The organism is Flavobacterium sp. CAN_S2, from assembly GCF_015752255.1.
Taxonomy (GTDB): Bacteria; Bacteroidota; Bacteroidia; order Flavobacteriales; family Flavobacteriaceae; genus Flavobacterium.
In genome coordinates this window covers 280,026-297,384 of record NZ_JADOVA010000004.1, presented here as the reverse complement: position 1 = coordinate 297,384, position 17,359 = coordinate 280,026, and the positions used below count along the sequence as shown (strand labels likewise).

The following is a 17,359-nucleotide window of genomic DNA, read 5'->3' as shown; positions in this document are numbered from 1 at the left end:
GTAATAACAGAAGAAACTGATGATTTACCTTTTTAGATTGTACAGAAATAAAAGCCAGCTGGTAACAGCCGCTACAACGGATTTGGGCATTTGGCTTAATGGAAAGTTGGTTTTGTATTTGGAAAATTAGGCATAACCGAAAGATTACGAATTTTTAATCCCAAACCCGCTGTAGTGCAAGAACGTTAACGGATATTTTAAAAAACTGCAAAATGAAAAACATAATTTTATCAATCGCTTTTTTTTCAATTTTTAGTTGCAAAAATTCTGAAAACAAAATTGAATTTACACCTACGGCAGTTAAAGAAATCAATGAAATTGTAAAAGTAATAATAGCGGAAGATAGTCTAGAAGTTTTTGAAAATGCAAAAGATAAAAAAATGATTTGTAATGAATTGATTAGATTAAACATCTACATTCCAGAAAAATCAATAAATGGCGAAATTCCTCTACCTCCACCACCATCGTTTAATGATGTTTCAATAACTGACTTACTAAATTATGATGGAAACTCAACATTCTTCAAAGCTGTTGATTCACTGTATTTGTTAAAACAAAACTTAAATCCAGAAAAATTAGAGATAGACTCTAATATAGTTGGACAAGTAAATTTTACCACAAAAGATAAAGAAATCAGTAAGAAAAAAGCAGAACAGCCTTATAGTTACTATGAAATGACAATTCCAGTTTTTTCGTTAAATAATCAAGTAGCTTATTTGGAATTGAATTACTATTGCGGAAGATTATGCGGAAGCGGAAAATCGGTATATCTAAAAAAGATTAATGGAAAATGGAAAGTTATAGAAAAGTGGGGAACTTGGATAAGCTAGAAAACATCCGCCAACACACGCTACAAGCAATTTGGGTATTAGGCTTTCCCGAAGTATCGGGAGGAAAGTTGGTTTTGTATTTGGGATGATTTACTTCGTCTATTCGCTATCGCTCGGGTGGCAAATCTAAAGGTAGTACCAGAACGTTGTACGCAAGCCTATATATCTTTATTCTTTCGAAACATACTCAGATATATCCTTGGTTAGGGTAAACTTGAAATTGGCCAAAGTGTAATACAGCATACCAATTGTAATTCCAACAAGCGCATATTCTATTTTTGGCAAAAAGGTAGATCCGATAGTTATAAAAATACATACTAGTGTATTAATTGTCATAATTTTACGGAAGGGAGGAAGAAAAACAACATAAACGGTTTGTTTACCGATGTAAAAAAAGCTCATTCCCGTAATCGCCATAATTCTAAACTCATTCATATTTAGATCATTTAAAATAGCATGTCGAATCACATTAGCCAGGATCACAAAACCTATAGCTAAAAACAAGTGGGAATACAACATAGGAAACCCGTTGGTCATCGATTTAATCCGCTCCATGACATGAAAACTATCATAATATATCCACCAAATAAGGCCAATCATAATAAAACCCGTAACTGCTGCCACAATACTTAAAATGTCCCAATTGACATTTCTTAAAGTACCCGTAAGACTGATAATAGATTCTCCTAGAAGGATTAGTGAAAACAATCCTACTCGTTCTACCAGATGTTCGCGATGGACTGGTTTTTGTTTCTCCGAAATTCGGTTACTTACAATATAAATACCGAGCATTTCAACTAGAATTCCGGAAACCAAAATAATTTCCCTTAACGGAGTTTCAATGAAAACGGAAATAGCAGAAATTCCCGTGCCGAAAAGAATTATCAAGCCACTTTTCCTAGCATAACTTATAGAGTGCAAGCCTTGATTAGATGCTCTAAAAAATAAAGACACCAATATTAACTTTATAAGCGCATAAAAACAGACAAAGGCAGGATAGTCCTGAAAAAGATCATCTCCAAAAAATGCAGACATGATTATCATGAAGAACATAATTGTAAGACTAAAGATTCTTTCAGTCCTACTATCATCATTGAATCGATTGGAAAATAAGGTATGTACGATCCAGATCCACCAGATGACTATAAATTGTAAAGGGAATAGCCAAATCTGTTCAGGAGCCAAATGGTTATCATGAGTATACGCCAGAGTATGAGTTACTACTCCAATGCTGGATACAAAAACAAGGTCGAAGAATAGTTCGAGCCAGGTAGCATGTCGATTTTTTAGAAAATATTCCAAATATTCAAATTTCAGGATTTACTTTTAATGAAATTGTAAACGGCTTTTCCTTTAGCAAGCAATTGACCTTCCTGGAAAGCCTGCATACTTGTTACCATTAGTCTGTTGTCTAAAGGTACTAAATTAACTTCAACTATAAGATCAAAAGTTGCTAATTAATCTTCTTTAGAAATAAAATTAGCAATTCCAACCATTCCACCTACTGAATCCATTATTAGACCAATTACGCCACCGTGCCACTTGCTTCTTCGAATGTCTCCTCCAAATTCTTCGCTGTAAGGTACTGAAAGCCGTACTGGCTGAACCGAAAAACCAAAGGTGGACAAATGAAAGCGCTAATATATTAACGAAAAAATGTTTAGCAGATTCTAAAGAAATGGCAGTAAAATATCCTGATTTGACTACAGAGTATTGTGAATGTTCAACTGCAAAGATTCACGCGGAATTCACTCAAGCGGAATATATCGAGATTACTAAGATTGGAATTGAAGAACAAAAGCATAAGTTATTACCAGTATTTCAAAGCTGCTTGTCGGATTACCAAAATAAGGTGAAAGAGCATAAGTAAAACATTAATACTAATAAGCCAGCGCACAACCCTGCATAACGAAAATGCCTGCTTTTTAGCTTTTTCAGAAACTACTCTGTTAATTCAAATTTTTATTCTTTAATTAGCTTTCAGCAAACCAGAAGGCACTATCCGTTATGCGAGACCGTTAGCAGCAACCTCAAGAAAATAAAAAGACACAAAATTCAGTTTACTCATAATCTAATAAAAGAGCATTCTGAATCTTTGGATATTTATTTAAAAAATATAAACATCCGTGTATCTTATATAGTAACATTTTTTTTAGTTCTTATTATAATACTGATGCAACTTTAATTTCTTCTACTGATATGATTGATTATTTGGATTTTGATATGCAACCTCCGGAAGATTGCCAATATCAAATTGCACCATTCATTGAAGATTATATAGACGATAAAGTTGTTAAAATTCATCCTGAACTGAAACAGTTTTTACAAGATAATTATAATTATGGAATGAAAATAAACTAAAAAGCACAGCCACCAACAGCCGTGACGCATAATCACTACTTTTGTGCTAATCGAGCGTTTTATTTCCTAACTTCGCTTTCTCTTCTTGGAGAAAACTCAGTTCCTAAACCGCGACTAGGCGTGGCGGCGAAACGTTATGCACAAGTAAATAGAGCAAAGAAAAATAGTGGAAAAATGAAAGAGAATAAAGAAGACTTCAGTAGCTACTTTTACCAACAGGCATCAAAACTGGCCAGAATTGGAAGTTGGGAATTTGATGTGGCAGGTGACAAAATTTACTGGTCAAATATTGTACACGAACTCCACGAAACAAACTCGAATACTTTCATCCCTGATTTAAGAACATCTCTTAGTTTTTATAGGGGAGATTTTCGGTCAATGGTAAATGGAATTTTACAGAATAGTATTAAAACTGGTGCTGCATTTGACTTTGAAGCTGTAATAGTCACTAAAAAAAAGAAAGAACGATGGGTTCGGGCTATTGGTAATGTAGAGATGATTGAAGGGAAATGCCAGCGGATATATGGCAGTTTTCAGGACATTCATGTTTCCAAAATGCTGGAGCTTCAGATTCGGGAGATTTTGGGAAGTATATCTGATGCTTTTTATGCCGTTGACAAAAACTGGAAATTTACTTATTTCAACAAGGAAGCCGAGAACTTACTCTTAAAGAAGGCCGATGAAGTTTTGGGCAAGAACATTTGGGAATTATTTCCAGCAAGTGCAGATACCTCCATTCGGAAAATTTATCAAAGGGTGGCCCGTACAAAAAACACGGAATCCTTTGAATATTATTACCCTGGAAATGGAAAATGGTATGAAATTAATGCCTATCCATCACAGGGTGGCGTATCTGCCTACTTCAAGAACATTGATGAACGCAAACAGGCGGCAGAAAAACTGGAGAAAGCCTATCAGGAGAAAATTAACGTACTGGAAAGTATAGGAGATGCTTTTTTCTATGTGAATAAAGATTGGGTAGTAACCTATTGGAACAAAGAAACCGAAAAGGTTTTAGGTAGGAAAAGAGATGCCATCATTGGCAAAAACCTTTGGGACGAGTACCCTGATATTATTGAAACGGACTTTTATCGCCAATATCACAAAGCCATGGAAACTCAGGAAAACTTGGACTTTGAAGAGTTTTACCCCGCATTAAATATGTGGCTCGAAGTTACGGTATATCCCTCAACCACCGGACTATCTGTATATTTTAAAGATATTACACGAAGAAAAGAGTCAGATATACGCCTGCTTCAATCCAATGAACGCTTTGAAAAAGTTACAGAAGCGACCAATGATGCGATATGGGATTGGAATATCCTAGAAAATACGCTATATTGGGGAGCTGGTTTCAAAAAACTGTTTGGATACCAAATTGAAAAAACCACCCCAACTTTAGAGTCTTGGACTAGTCACATCCATCCTGAGGATCAAGAATGGGTAATTCAAAGTATTTATGGAGCACTCGAAAAACCGGACCAATCTAACTGGATTGCCGAGTATCGATATCAAATAAATGACGGTACTTATGCCGATGTGATTGACAGGGGTATTGTAATCAGAGATGAAAAAGGAAATCCTATACGCATGGTAGGAGCCATGAATGATATCACCGAGCGAAAGAATTTTGAAATAAGCAGAAGTAGATATGTGAGCCAAATTGAAATACAAAATGAAAAACTCAAAAATATTGCCTGGACTCAGTCACATATAGTACGGGCTCCTCTCTCAAGAATGTTGGGAATTATGAATGTTATCGAGGATAATAAAAGTCTGGATGATATTTTAATGTGGCTAAAACATTTGAGAGATTCCGCAAATGAATTGGATGAAATTATAAAGGACATGGTTACTAAGGCACAACACTTAACCTGAAGAAATGAACAAAACAATACTTATAGTTGATGATGATCCAATTGTCAGGATGATTATCCAAAAAATGATTCATCATATGGATAATTCGGTTAATTGTCAACAATGTGATAACGGAGAAGTTGGTTTGTCGGTATTAGAAACACTAAGAAATGTAACCGATGCTATTGTTATACTTTTAGACATTAATATGCCCGTATTAAATGGATGGGAGTTTTTAGACAGCCTACAAAAAATAAATCTCAGTTCTTTTGCTAAATTTCAACTATACATTCTCACATCCTCAACAGATGAAAGCGACAAGTTAAAAGCTCAATCATATCCTGTGATTAAGAAGTTTTATCAGAAACCGCTTTCGAAACAAGATATCGAAGAAATTTTGAACACACATGAAATAGCTTGAATTTTACCTCGTCAATTTGACTTTAAATATTTTAATAAATAAACAAATACCCATGCATAACTGCAAATTCCAGTGATATTGACCACCCAATTCCAATTTAAAGTGAGCACCTGATTCCAATTCAAAATGACCACCTAATTCCGGAGCAAAATGACCACCTCCATTTTTCATTAAAAACTACTCTTTTTCATCTGTTGATTAGTATTCAAATATACTTAAATATTAGCCTTTGTTTATCCCTCTTTTTTTTCTCATGGATTCTCCATGTAATTCGAGTCGATGAGATTGATGTATGAGTCTATCCAAAATGGCATCAGCTATGGTTTTTTCTCCAATGATGTCATACCAGCCTTGCACAGGGATTTGTGAGGTGACAATAATAGAACCGTTATTATGCCTGTCTTCAATGATCTCTAAAAGTGTAATTCGGTTACTGCTATCCAAAGCTTGGAGTCCAAAATCGTCTAATATAATAACATCTTGCCGTTCTATTTTGGCCAATTCTCTCAGATAAGAGCCGTCTGCTTTTGCCATTTTTAATTTAGCAAACAACTTTGAGGTATTAAAATAACTTACTTTAAAACCTTGTATGCAGGCTTGATAACCTAATGCGGTGCCTAAATAACTTTTGCCTACACCAGTGCTTCCCGTGATTAAAATGTTTTCATTTTTTTCTACAAATTCACATTCTGCCAGACGTAGTATGGTGTTTCGGTCCAGATTACGGGTTTGGTCAAAATTGATATTTTCAATATTTGACTTGTAATGGAATCGGGCATTGGTGATACTGCGGGCAATACGACGATTGTGCCTTTCATCCCATTCGGCATCAATAAGCATCGATACAAACTGATCGAGCGTGTAATGGTCAGTTTTCCCGCTTTCAATGGCTGTTTTAAAGGCATTATGCATGCCGTAAAGCTTTATTTGTTTCATTTTTGTTACTGTGGATTGCTTCGCCTGTTCGCTTACGCTCGGGTCATTCATCATTACTGTGTTTTGATTTAATTATAATACTGTTTTCCTCTTATGTTACCGTGAATTGGAAGTTCCTGATCAGGTTCTTGTTCAAATTCAATATGATCTAAGTTGTTTTCTAAAATATTTTGGATGGTCTTAAAATTGTAAATTTTAAAATCAAGTGCCCGCTTACAGGCATTTATTAATCGCTCTTTCCCTACCTTTTTTTCGAAGTTTAATATTCCCAAACAACTTTTATAAGCCTGTTCAGGATGGTTTCTACTTTCAATTATTTGCATAATATATTCTGCTACTGACTCGTCAATACTACTGGCCCAATCAATGAAGCGGGCAGCACTCCACAGGGCTACAAATTGATGCGTGCTGGCTAAATGTTCCGGGATTGTGGTATAGATATAAGGTTTGTAATTCCTTGGATGGATGGCTATTCGATTGTATTTGTGATAGATCTCTACCGTTGATTTGGTATACAATAGTTTCGCTTTTTTCTTGACATATTGATACGGAACGCTGTAGTAATTTTTGTCCTGACTTAATTGAACATGTCCGTTTTGCATCACTGTTGCAAAGGATTGGTATTTGATTTCGAAACGTTCTTGTGGTAATTGACTTAGTTTTTGTTGCTCATCTTCTAAAAATAATTCTATCCGAGAGTACGGACGTCCTGTGAGTTTTCGACTATTATGAGCATCTAATAAATCCCATATTTGCTGGTTTAATTCTTCCAGAGAAAAGAATTTAGTTTCTTTTAGATTTACATAAATCCTTCGATACAAGATCTTGACAGCTCCTTCAACCAATGACTTATCTCTTGGTTTATAAGCCCTGGCAGGCAAGATTGTAGTTTGGTAATGCTCGGCTAAATCAGCTAAGGTTTCATTGATTGTGGGTTCAAAACGACTGCTTTTTATTACTGCCGATTTTAAATTATCGGGAACAATTGCCGCAGGAGTACCTTCAAAAAAACGCATAGCATTTTCTACCGAAGTAACAAAATCTTCTTTTTGCTGGCTCATGGAAGCTTCTGCATAGGTGTATTGGCTGGCTCCCAATATGGCTACAAAAAATTGTACTTCTTTGATTTCTACCGTGTCTTTATCAATAATGGAGAGTGTTTTTCCAGCATAATCCACATACATTTTATCACAAGCTTTGTGATTCATATGCATCACTGGATTGACTCGTTTGCTCCATGCTTTGTAATAATGTCCAAATTGTGAGCTCCTGTAACCATTAGGATTTAGGGCAATATATTGCTCCTACATATGGTGTACGGTAACGCCAACTTTTTTTAGTTCGCGTTCCATTTTAGGAAAAAAATCATAAAGAATCTGCAGTTTGGGACTAATTGATTCCACGGTAGTGTGTGAGAACAAAAGTTCTAACTCAGCACCAGTTTTTCACTAATTACTTCAAAACTTAATCCTAGCACTTCAAATAAAGAAATATACTTTTTTACCGTATTTCTAGAAAGAGATAAGTACTTACTTAGGAATAACTTACTTTTTCCGTTACAGTAGAATTTAATTGCTTTTCTAATTTTACTCATGTCTGTTATTTTGTTTGCCATAATCCGTATTTTTTTAACGAATGTATGGTGCTAACAACATGAAAAAGTTAGTAGTTTTTGATGATCAATTGTCCCCCAAAATTAGGTGGTCAATTTGAACTGGAAAGTGGTGGTCAGTTTGCTCCGAAACTGGTGGTCAATTTAGACTGGAATAGGGTGGTCAATTTGACTGGTTTTTCCATCGTTATTCCAGATCTTACAATCCAAACTGGTAATATCCTGTCTACATCCCATTTCTTCAGACCTGCAAAAACTTTATCATTTTCATTTACTTTAGGTCTCAAAAGTTCAAAAGCTTCATGAGGAATTGGAAGTGTTTCCATTCCTCCAGTTTTCTTTTGCTTAAATCGGATATAATAACCATCATTTTCTATGTATTCAATTTCTGACCACATAAGTTTTGCAATATCAGAATATCGAACACCTGTTAAAATTGAAAACATGGAAATCTGATATACGAGGTCATTAGTGCAAGGAGTATCAAATAGTTTTTTTGCCTCTTCAATAGTAAGGAAGTTGCGGTGAGCTTCTTGTTCTTTAATAGAATCTATACCAGCATTAATATCAGTTTTTAGTTTGCCTTCTTTGTATGCTTTTTTCAATGTGGTTCTGAGTTTGTTTTGATATGATAAGCCTGTGTTACTAGATAACTTTTTCCCTGTATCTCTTAAACTCTTTGCTTTTAGCAAGTAATCTTTGTAATCTTCCATTAAAGAAATAGAAATATCCTTAAAACAAATATCTTTTCCTTCCAAGAAAGACTCAAAATGTGTAATTGCAGATTTCCAAATACTTCGATTATTGCCGATTTTCTTCTGTGCCAGTTTATTAAAATATTCGAGAAATGACTCGCGACCAATAGCCTGAATATGTAATTGGTCTTTTTCAAATGAAGTATATATGTTTTTTTTATTTATCTCATTTTGTCGTTTCATCTGAATTAATTCTGCTATATGACGGTTTTCAATATTTGAATTTTTTTGAAGTTGATTTTTTGGCTTTTTGAAAAGATATATTTTCAAAAACTCGCGTCTAGTATACCTGTTATTGTTATTCAAGATTGGGGGATAAAAATCCAAATAAAGGGATATTCTTTCGTTTGAAATATCTTTTTGCCTCAACGTTACATTACTCTTTTCCATGGCTTTTTGTATTAAATATTATATCTATATCATTCTTGGCTAGATAATTATATTTGCCTACTGCATACTTTACTATACCTTGTCTTTGAATAAGCATGTACAATGCACCAGAAGAAATCCCATACTTTTGCTGTATTTGCGTTATTGTATAGCAATTCTCCAAACCCGGAAATTCTTGAGTTGGGCGAAGAACAGATTGATCCAAAGGAAGCGAAAAAAATGAATCAATATCGCACCTTCTAATTACCGTTCTGGTACCAAATTTTGCTACATCAAGTTCTCCTCTAGAAATAATTCTGTAGAATGTTCTTCGACTAATTCCAAATAAAATGCTCGCTTGGCTTATGCTAAGGAAATCTTTAACTCGTACTATCTCAAGTTCAGGATTTTTGGCACTCTCGGTCTGCTTATTACTTTGTTTGATCTTCGACTGCCTTACGATCGATTTGTAACCTTTGCTATTGCAGCCTTAGGAGCAGTAGCGCGTTCTTGTTGTGCGTGCCATAAATTCATTTTTGCAGAATTCACAGATGCGCGTAATCTTAATGTTTGTACTCATAGTAATGTGACTTTAGGTGTCCCACTGTGACTATGTGTGTCTCTGTGTGCCATAAATTGGTCAAAAAAAAATATTTTTTGTACCTCAAATTTTGAGGTACAAATAAGGTACAAATCTAATCAAAATAAAACATAATATCAAAAAGATAATATAAATAAAAACGAACTAAAATATTGTTTATCAATAGTTTAACTCGTTTATTTGTTGTTGTTTTGTGATTCTTTGTTCTGCTACTTTCCGATACAGAAATTAACAGCCCTGTATTTATTGGGGTTTACAGATCTCGAGGTACAAATAAGGTACTAATCTGAACAAAATAACGAGTCAAAAACAATAAACAAACCTTTATCAAATTTCAAATAAAATATAGCTTTGTAGATTTTGAAGTACTAAATTTCTAAGAACACATTAATCCAGTGGTTATTACAAAAGTATAAAATTTTATATTCATTTATAATATTTTTTAATGGTTCTATAAGATATTTTTAATTCCATAGGCACTATGGTTCGAACCCCTTATGGACCACAATAAAAACAAAAAGCCTGAGAATATAGATTCTCAAGCTTTTTTGATGGTTCGAAAATCCTTTCGAGATTTTTTTACTTTTAACAAAGACAGTGTTTGTGGGTAATTTCGGTTCGAACTCCGACTAGGATCTTCAATCTCTAAACCTAAGTTTTTGTTAAAATATAGAGATTTTCGATCCCTCTTAACTTTACCACTACTTTTTGTTTGCATATCCACTGCTAATAGGTAAAATAAATTACACCCGATTTCACATCCAAAAATGGAAAATCAAGAGCTTAAAATAGAATAGTCAAATGGATAGATTTGAATATTAGTTTGTGGTTTTATTTCAATTTAATCATTAAAGGATATTCACTCAATAAATAGAAAATCATTATTTAAACCAATCCTTGTTTATTCCATAAATCATAATACTTCCCTTTTTGTTCTAATAGTGCATTATGATTTCCAGACTCTACTATGGTCCCATTTTCCATTACCAAAATAGTATCTGCGTTAGCTATAGTACTCAATCGATGGGCAATGACAATAACTGTTTTTCCCTGAGATTTAAAATTATCAATCACTTCTTTTACAATGCGTTCCGAATTAGTATCTAATGAAGAAGTTGCTTCATCCATTAATAAAACTTCCGGGTTTTTATACAAGGCTCTTGCTATAGCAATGCGTTGTTTTTGTCCTCCAGAGAGCATGGCACCATTCTCACCAATTTGGGTTTCAAAACCATTGGGTAATTTTTCAACAAATTCTGTAATTCCCAATTGTTTGGATAAATCTAAAATACGTTGAATATTAGGAAAGGAATCTCCTAAAGCTATGTTTTCGATAATATTTCCCGAAAACAGATTGAGCTGTTGCGGAATGACACCAATACAATTACGTAGGCTTTGATAATGAATAAATTGAGAATCATACTCTCCAATATAAATTTTTCCTTCTTTAATGGGATATAAGTTTTGTAATAATGAGATCAGTGTTGTTTTACCACTTCCGCTTTCGCCAACGATAGCCGTGGTTTCATTTTTCTTGAAAACAGCATTAAAATTTTTGAAAACTTCTGTTCGAGATCCATAACGGAAAGTTACATTTTCGAATTTTATATCGCCTATGTTTTCTCTTTGTAATTCGATTTTATTTTCTGTTTCTTCCCGTTCTAAATCCATTATCTCAAAAAGTCTGTCGGCTGCTATCAGTGCATTTTGTGCCGTTTTGTTCATGCCAATCAAGGAAGCAACAGGCGAAGTAAAATACCCAATCAAAGCATAAAATGAAAATAATTCCCCAGGAGTAATGGCTCTGTCAATAACGTAACCCGAACCAATCCACATGAGAATTACTGTAAATATAGAAGCGAGAAACTGCGTTGAAGTCCCAGCAAAAAGACCATTTAGTCCAGATTTGTAGCCAGTAAAAAGTAATTTGACAAACTTATTTTCTGTTTTTAAGTTTGAAAATTCTTCAATGCCAAACTCTTTAACAGTTCTAATATGGGTAATACTCTCGACCAATTGTGTTTGCAATTCCGCAGCATTCTCCATGATGACGCGTTCCACTTTTTTATTGAACTTATTTAAAATAAAATAGATGGCTCCATAAAATGGAATTACCAACAGAATCACCAACGCTAATTTCCAATAATAGGTAAACATCAACGTAAAAGAAAAAATCACAATGAAGATATTTACAATCATATCAATCGCCACTTCATTGATAAAGGATCTAATTTTTACCGCATCGCCAATCCTCGATGTGATTTCTCCCACTTGCATTGTGTCGAAAAAACGTTGTGGTAGGTGTAGCAAATGTTTGTAGTATCCTAAAATTAATTTGGCATCAATTAATTGCCCCGTTTTCATAACAAAAACACTCTTTTTAGAACCGATGTAGGCTTGCAGTATGATGATTATAATCATGGAAACACTCAGCAGATTCAGTAAGTTTCTGTTGCCTTCCACCAAAACATAATCAGTGATTTTTTGGATGTAAATGGACATAGCCAGTCCTAAAACGGTAAAAAGTATGGCGCCCACCAAAGCCTGAATTAATATGGTTTTATGCGGCTGTACCAAATGCCAAAAGCGTTTTAGTGGAGTAACTTTTTCGTTGTATTCCTTGAAATCATCATTCGGCGCAAAAAGAATTAATACACCAGTCCAGATTTTTTGAAATTCTTCATACGTATAGGTTTCCATTTTGCCATAGGCAGGATCCATTGCTTCAATTTTGGTCTTGTTAACGGAATAGATAACAATGTAATGATGCAATTGTTCTTTTACTATAACGTGAGCGATAGCAGGCAGCGGAATTTTATCAATAGCATCTATGCCTCCTTTTACACCCTTGGTAGAAAAACCCATTTTTTCGGCAGCTTCAATTATCCCCAGCACATTGGTACCTCGTTTATCTGTATTGGCAAATTGACGAATTCGGGCTATTGGCAGATTAACTTTGTAATGATTGCCAATAGAAGCGAGACAAGCAGCACCACAATCTTTGATATCATGTTGTTTTATTTTTATAGAGGCCATTAATAGAAAGTAGATAAGAGAGAATAGACAAAAGACTTTCTCTGAATTAAATTATTGTTTTTATATTCCATTTCCTTTTTGAGGTTATTGGGCTAGTTGTTTCGGGTTGAGCCAATCATCTACTTTGTCAAACAATAAATCAAATAAACTTCTTCTCGTAATGATGTACCGCGTAGTGAGTGTCATTCCTTTTGTAATTTGGGTTTTGTAACCGGATTGCAATTGCATTGCGGTAGAATTCAGAGCGCATCGTACTTTAAAAAAAGCTTGTTCCCCTTGAATAGTAATATTACGGTCAATATCGATTACTTTTCCTTCAAGCAGGCCCCATTGATTGTAATTGAAAGCATCCAATTGGAATTTTACTTTTTGGTTTTTCTTTATCATTCCAATATCGTTAGGTGAAACGGTACTTTCTACAATCAATTGATCTACTGCCGAAATAGTGGCAATGGGTTGCGAAGCATTCAGGAAAGAACCGGTTTGAATCCCTGAGAAATTTTCTATAGTGCCGGATAAAGGCGCAGTAATTACATAATTTTTAGATTCAACGTTAATTTTTTGGAGCGTTCCGTTTAGGTTTTTGAGTTGCTCTTCGAGTTCTCTTTTTTTGTTTTGCCACACACTGCGTTGGTTTTTCTCGAATCCAGAAAGTGCTTGTTGGGCATACGTATAATCGAAGCTGTATTTTTCGAATTCGGCTCTGGCAATCACGCCTTTGTCATACAATTGCTTGTTGCGATCATAGCCTATTTTGGCTTGGGAAATTTTGCTTTGCAGTTCACTTTGTTTACTCGCATAGCTGTACCACTCCTGTTGTATTGCAGGTGTTTTCAGCGTATTACTTCTGCCTAAAACTACAAGCGACAAATCATTAACCTGATCTTGAACAGTTGATGAAACCTCCTGATTGGTGGCTTTCTCCGTATCCAGGTTTTCCTGGGTCAGTTGCACCAATGTATCGCCTTTTTGCACGATACTATTGTTTTTGAGATGAACAAATGTCACTTTTCCATTGACCAGGCTGGTTAACGGAACATTATCGGTGGTACTGCGCACTATGCCACGACTCTGGCTGCTGATATCAATTTTAATAACAGGCAATAGTGCCAGAAAAATAAGTATAGCCAGAATCAACACCAAGTAAATAGAAATACTCTTGGTTTTGTTTTTGGCGATAAGATTTTCGAGGGTGTTTATGGGGTCTGAACTGAAGTTCATTTGTTTGTTTTGTTAGTTTAACTTTGATAAGATGGGTTTTTACTTGTGAAAAATGTTGTCACGCAAATCGAGAGGATTGATAATTTTTTTTTGTATCATCGATAACTAATCTGCAATTTTATATAATTTTTAACAAATCTGACATAATGAATATTGATAAATTATATGAAAAATGAAGTAAAATAGTGTATTTTATTGCTCTCATTTCATCCTTTGTAATCATGACAATTATAAAATAAAAATTTAAGAGAAGTGCTGACAGAAAAGCAAAAACCATATAAAAGCAACTATAATTGTGTAATAATGAAAAAAGAACGCTATTAAAAATTAAAAAAACGAAATTGTTTCTTGTGAAATTTTTTAATATTAAGATAGGAAGATAATTTAGAAAAAGTGTTTCTAAGATGGGCCCAAATATTAAAATTAAAAATAATTTTTCCCAAATCTGAATATTATTAAAATTAGAACCATTTGTTTCTTTTATCTTATCAATTACAAAATCAAATCCAAATGCTAATGAAATTGACATAGCTAAGATTATAAATAGCAATCTTAGAGGATTTAATCCAAATAAATATTTAATTAGCTTTTCTAATACCATTTTCAAATATAAATAAATCAGTCAGCGTTAACTGACTGATTAGTTTTTTTAAATATAAACATATAATTAATAAAACATTACTGAACCATCTGTATAAACAGTTGTTGAAGAGCTGTTACTATGATAAAAATGATGGCTTATATCACGAATTAACCAATACCATCCAGACTCCCCTGCATTTATGTTTTGAACTTCTTCGTTTGACAATTTCTCTAAACCTAATTCTTCTATTTTTAAATTCATTTTAAATATTTTTAATGATTAAACGTATTATTGAAGGCAAATTTTCAATAAGCCAAATTGTAGCAAAAAAAACAAATCCATTAACTAAAATTTTCTTCAATAATTCTATATTAATTAGATTTTTTTTCATTTTTAATATCTTGTAGCACCTGTTTTACCATCTTCCCAACCATCACGAATGTCACCAACATTTTCCCAAGCAGACCAAGCTACGGCGCCTAAAAATGCAAGAACCGCACCAAGAATTCCACCTTCAGTTTCCTTTATTTCCTGAGCATTAAGCTCCACTAAATTCAAATTATCTAAATTCATTTTTTTAAGTTTTTAAAATTAAACATTTATTGTTGTGACAAAAGGAGTTTCTCGAGAACTTTCTTTTTATTTACATTCTTTATTCCGGCAGCTGTGCATTCCGTTTGCTTTGTTTTTAAGGATTACAAATTAGCTTTATCAAATCCCATGCTTTGTTTTTTATAGGGTTACAAAACAGCTGTATTATTCCCTCACAATCGGCCTGATTATAATTTACAAAATGATTCCGTTTTTACAGTAACGTCTTACTAAGAAACTTTGTCACATTTTCTGAAGCCAAAACTAGAATAAGAAGTGGTTCTACGCAAACTGATGTTATCGGAATTCCTGAATTTCGATATGTTTTTCCTGAATTTCTTACTTTTTAAATTATAAAACACTAAAAATCAATAGATTATAATTTGTATTAAAAACGTAGAAAAACCAGTAATTAGTGTTTGATTCTTGTTGTTTGGTGTAGTTTTGTAAAAAACAAAAAACAATGCGTAACTTTCTATGGAATAAAAATTTATTTTTATTTCTATTACCTATTATTTTATCTGCGCAAGTAAAAAAGATGGATCTTACAAGACTCCCTTACGATGAGTTGAAAGAGTTATTTATTAAAAACGATAAAAATAAAAAGAAACAATTAGAATATGTAAATGCATTTTTAGCAAAAGCTAAAAATGACAATAGTCCGATTTATAAAGCAAGAGGTTTCTATTTATTATCATTGTTATACAAAGGCGATAAGGCTATTCAATATTTGGATTATTCAATTAGTTTCTCAAAAAATACGAATGATTTAAAATTTCCAGCATATGCTTATTCAAGAAAGGCATATGAACTCAAATCACAATCACGATATAGAGAAGCAATAGATAATTTTATTTTGGCCGAAAATAGTGCCCGTATAAACAATATTGATTTTTATTTTGATGCCAAATTCTCAATAGCATTATTAAGATCAGAAGAATTAGGTGAAGTGGAAGAAGCATTAGTTTTATATAAAGAATGTTTTAATTACTATAAAAACAAAGAGATTAGGACACCTGAATATTCATTTGTTTATCATGATATTATTTTTGCACTAGCTGACGCGCACAAGGCACTGAAGCAAGCAGATTCATCAACCTATTACAACAAATTAGGGTATCAAGAGGCAATAATCACCAAGGATGAAAGCTACCAATACTTATTTATCCTTAACGAAGGAGCTAACCACGTTTTAAAGAAGAATTACCGAGTGGCTTTAGACAGTATCTACAAAGCTTTACCCAAGATGATCGCTTTTAAAAACCAAGGTAATACAATAGCATCCTATTATTATTTAGGCAAAGCACACGAAGGTTTAGGCAATACACAAGCAGCGGTTCAAAATTTTAGAAAAGTAGACTCCATTTATAAAATAGCAAAACAAATTATTCCTGAGTTTATGGGTGGGTATTCGTTTTTGATACAGTATTATAAGACAAAAGGGGATAAAGAAAATCAATTAAAATACATCAATACCTATATGACTATTGACAGTACTTTACAAAAAAATTATAAAATACTAACTAAAAAATTGAAGAAGGAGTACGATACTCCGAATTTATTACAAGAGAAAGCTACATTAATCGAATCATTGCAAGAAGAAAAAAACCTTTCTTATACCGCTATCGGTATTTTAATTGTTTTGATAGTAGCGACAGGAGGCTTTGGTTTTTATCAACACCAACTCAAAAAACAATATCGTTTCAGATTTGAAGAAATCATGCAGCAAACTACAGAAATTGTGAAGTTTAAAACTCAAGACATCCAAGTTATTGAAAGTGACTATAGCAGTAAACGATATGAATCTATTGGTATTTCTGAAGAAGTGGTGCAGCAAATTCTGGAAAAATTGCAACTTTTTGAAAACCAAAGAGCTTTTTTAGACGCTACCATAACTATACAGAAAGTAGCTACAACTTTAAATACAAATAGTAAATACCTGTCTAAAATTATTAATGAGTACAAAGGCAAATCTTTTGTTCAATACATTAATGACTTCAGAATAGAGTATGCCATAATACAGTTAAAAAATGATCCCAAATTGCGAAATTACACGATACAAGCATTGGCTTTAGAGTTTGGTTTCAATAATGCTGAATCTTTTTCAACGGCTTTTTATAAAAAAAACGAGATTAAACCTACTTATTTTATTAAGGAGTTGGCTTTGATTAAAAATGCCTAAACGG

Annotated in this window: 17 protein-coding genes; 6 read left to right on the top strand and 11 right to left on the bottom strand. The window is 33.4% G+C overall.

Features of this window, described 5'->3' with window-relative positions; all coding sequences use genetic code 11:
- Window positions 1-212: 212 nt before the first annotated feature.
- Window positions 213-830 carry a hypothetical protein gene (locus IWX80_RS13090; RefSeq protein ID WP_196853813.1) on the top strand — a complete coding sequence of 206 codons (618 nt, stop codon included), beginning with the start codon at window positions 213-215 and terminating at the stop codon, window positions 828-830.
- 168 nt (window positions 831-998) lie between these two features.
- On the opposite strand, the gene IWX80_RS13085 is transcribed toward IWX80_RS13090, so the two are convergent.
- Together IWX80_RS13085 and IWX80_RS13080 are read right to left on the bottom strand one after the other, a co-directional pair.
- A complete protein-coding gene (locus IWX80_RS13085) occupies window positions 999-2,132 on the bottom strand; it encodes a low temperature requirement protein A (protein WP_196853812.1) in 1,134 nt (377 codons plus the stop codon).
- A 155-nt stretch (window positions 2,133-2,287) separates the two neighbouring features.
- On the bottom strand, window positions 2,288-2,458 hold the full coding sequence (locus IWX80_RS13080) for a hypothetical protein (RefSeq protein WP_196853811.1): 171 nt from the start codon (window positions 2,456-2,458) through the stop codon (window positions 2,288-2,290).
- A gap of 571 nt (window positions 2,459-3,029) precedes the next feature.
- Between IWX80_RS13080 and IWX80_RS13075 the strand changes: the two genes are divergently transcribed.
- From IWX80_RS13075 to IWX80_RS13065, 3 genes are all read left to right on the top strand, one after another.
- Window positions 3,030-3,191, top strand: a complete 162-nt coding sequence (locus tag IWX80_RS13075; protein WP_196853810.1) for a hypothetical protein — start codon at window positions 3,030-3,032, stop codon at window positions 3,189-3,191.
- A 120-nt stretch (window positions 3,192-3,311) separates the two neighbouring features.
- Window positions 3,312-5,069: a PAS domain S-box protein gene (locus IWX80_RS13070; RefSeq protein WP_196853809.1), complete on the top strand. Its 1,758-nt coding sequence runs from the start codon at window positions 3,312-3,314 to the stop codon at window positions 5,067-5,069.
- Between the two features lie 4 nt (window positions 5,070-5,073).
- On the top strand, window positions 5,074-5,469 hold the full coding sequence (locus IWX80_RS13065) for a response regulator (RefSeq protein WP_196853808.1): 396 nt from the start codon (window positions 5,074-5,076) through the stop codon (window positions 5,467-5,469).
- Window positions 5,470-5,472: 3 nt separating this feature from the next.
- Here the strand turns inward: IWX80_RS13065 and IWX80_RS13060 are convergent, their stop codons facing one another.
- The 4 genes from IWX80_RS13060 to IWX80_RS13045 all read right to left on the bottom strand — a co-directional run bounded on the left by IWX80_RS13060 (window position 5,473) and on the right by IWX80_RS13045 (window position 9,162).
- On the bottom strand, window positions 5,473-5,640 hold the full coding sequence (locus IWX80_RS13060; protein WP_196853807.1) for a hypothetical protein: 168 nt from the start codon (window positions 5,638-5,640) through the stop codon (window positions 5,473-5,475).
- Between the two features lie 51 nt (window positions 5,641-5,691).
- A complete protein-coding gene (istB, locus tag IWX80_RS13055) occupies window positions 5,692-6,456 on the bottom strand; it encodes an IS21-like element helper ATPase IstB (protein ID WP_196853806.1) in 765 nt (254 codons plus the stop codon).
- A gap of 17 nt (window positions 6,457-6,473) precedes the next feature.
- Window positions 6,474-7,700, bottom strand: a complete 1,227-nt coding sequence (gene istA, locus IWX80_RS13050; protein WP_196853943.1) for an IS21 family transposase — start codon at window positions 7,698-7,700, stop codon at window positions 6,474-6,476.
- Window positions 7,701-8,133: 433 nt separating this feature from the next.
- Window positions 8,134-9,162: a tyrosine-type recombinase/integrase gene (locus IWX80_RS13045; RefSeq protein ID WP_196853805.1), complete on the bottom strand. Its 1,029-nt coding sequence runs from the start codon at window positions 9,160-9,162 to the stop codon at window positions 8,134-8,136.
- Between the two features lie 102 nt (window positions 9,163-9,264).
- On the opposite strand from IWX80_RS13045, the gene IWX80_RS17050 reads away from it, so the two are divergent.
- On the top strand, window positions 9,265-9,405 hold the full coding sequence (locus IWX80_RS17050; RefSeq protein WP_334682358.1) for a hypothetical protein: 141 nt from the start codon (window positions 9,265-9,267) through the stop codon (window positions 9,403-9,405).
- Between the two features lie 1,222 nt (window positions 9,406-10,627).
- Here the strand turns inward: IWX80_RS17050 and IWX80_RS13035 are convergent.
- The 5 genes from IWX80_RS13035 to IWX80_RS13015 form a co-directional block, all read right to left on the bottom strand.
- Window positions 10,628-12,778 carry a peptidase domain-containing ABC transporter gene (locus IWX80_RS13035; RefSeq protein ID WP_196853804.1) on the bottom strand — a complete coding sequence of 717 codons (2,151 nt, stop codon included), beginning with the start codon at window positions 12,776-12,778 and terminating at the stop codon, window positions 10,628-10,630.
- An 84-nt stretch (window positions 12,779-12,862) separates the two neighbouring features.
- A complete protein-coding gene (locus IWX80_RS13030; protein ID WP_196853803.1) occupies window positions 12,863-13,999 on the bottom strand; it encodes an HlyD family secretion protein in 1,137 nt (378 codons plus the stop codon).
- Between the two features lie 118 nt (window positions 14,000-14,117).
- Window positions 14,118-14,528, bottom strand: coding sequence for a CPBP family glutamic-type intramembrane protease (locus IWX80_RS17095; RefSeq protein WP_196853802.1), 411 nt, complete (start codon window positions 14,526-14,528; stop codon window positions 14,118-14,120).
- A gap of 138 nt (window positions 14,529-14,666) precedes the next feature.
- Entirely contained in the window at window positions 14,667-14,843 is a 177-nt protein-coding gene (locus IWX80_RS13020; RefSeq protein WP_196853801.1) for a hypothetical protein, read from the bottom strand.
- A 132-nt stretch (window positions 14,844-14,975) separates the two neighbouring features.
- The gene (locus IWX80_RS13015; RefSeq protein ID WP_196853800.1) at window positions 14,976-15,155 is read right to left on the bottom strand and encodes a bacteriocin; all 180 of its coding nucleotides are present in this window, start codon (window positions 15,153-15,155) and stop codon (window positions 14,976-14,978) included.
- Window positions 15,156-15,636: 481 nt separating this feature from the next.
- Between IWX80_RS13015 and IWX80_RS13010 the strand changes: the two genes are divergently transcribed.
- Window positions 15,637-17,355, top strand: coding sequence for a helix-turn-helix domain-containing protein (locus IWX80_RS13010; protein ID WP_196853799.1), 1,719 nt, complete (start codon window positions 15,637-15,639; stop codon window positions 17,353-17,355).
- Window positions 17,356-17,359 lie beyond the last annotated feature (4 nt).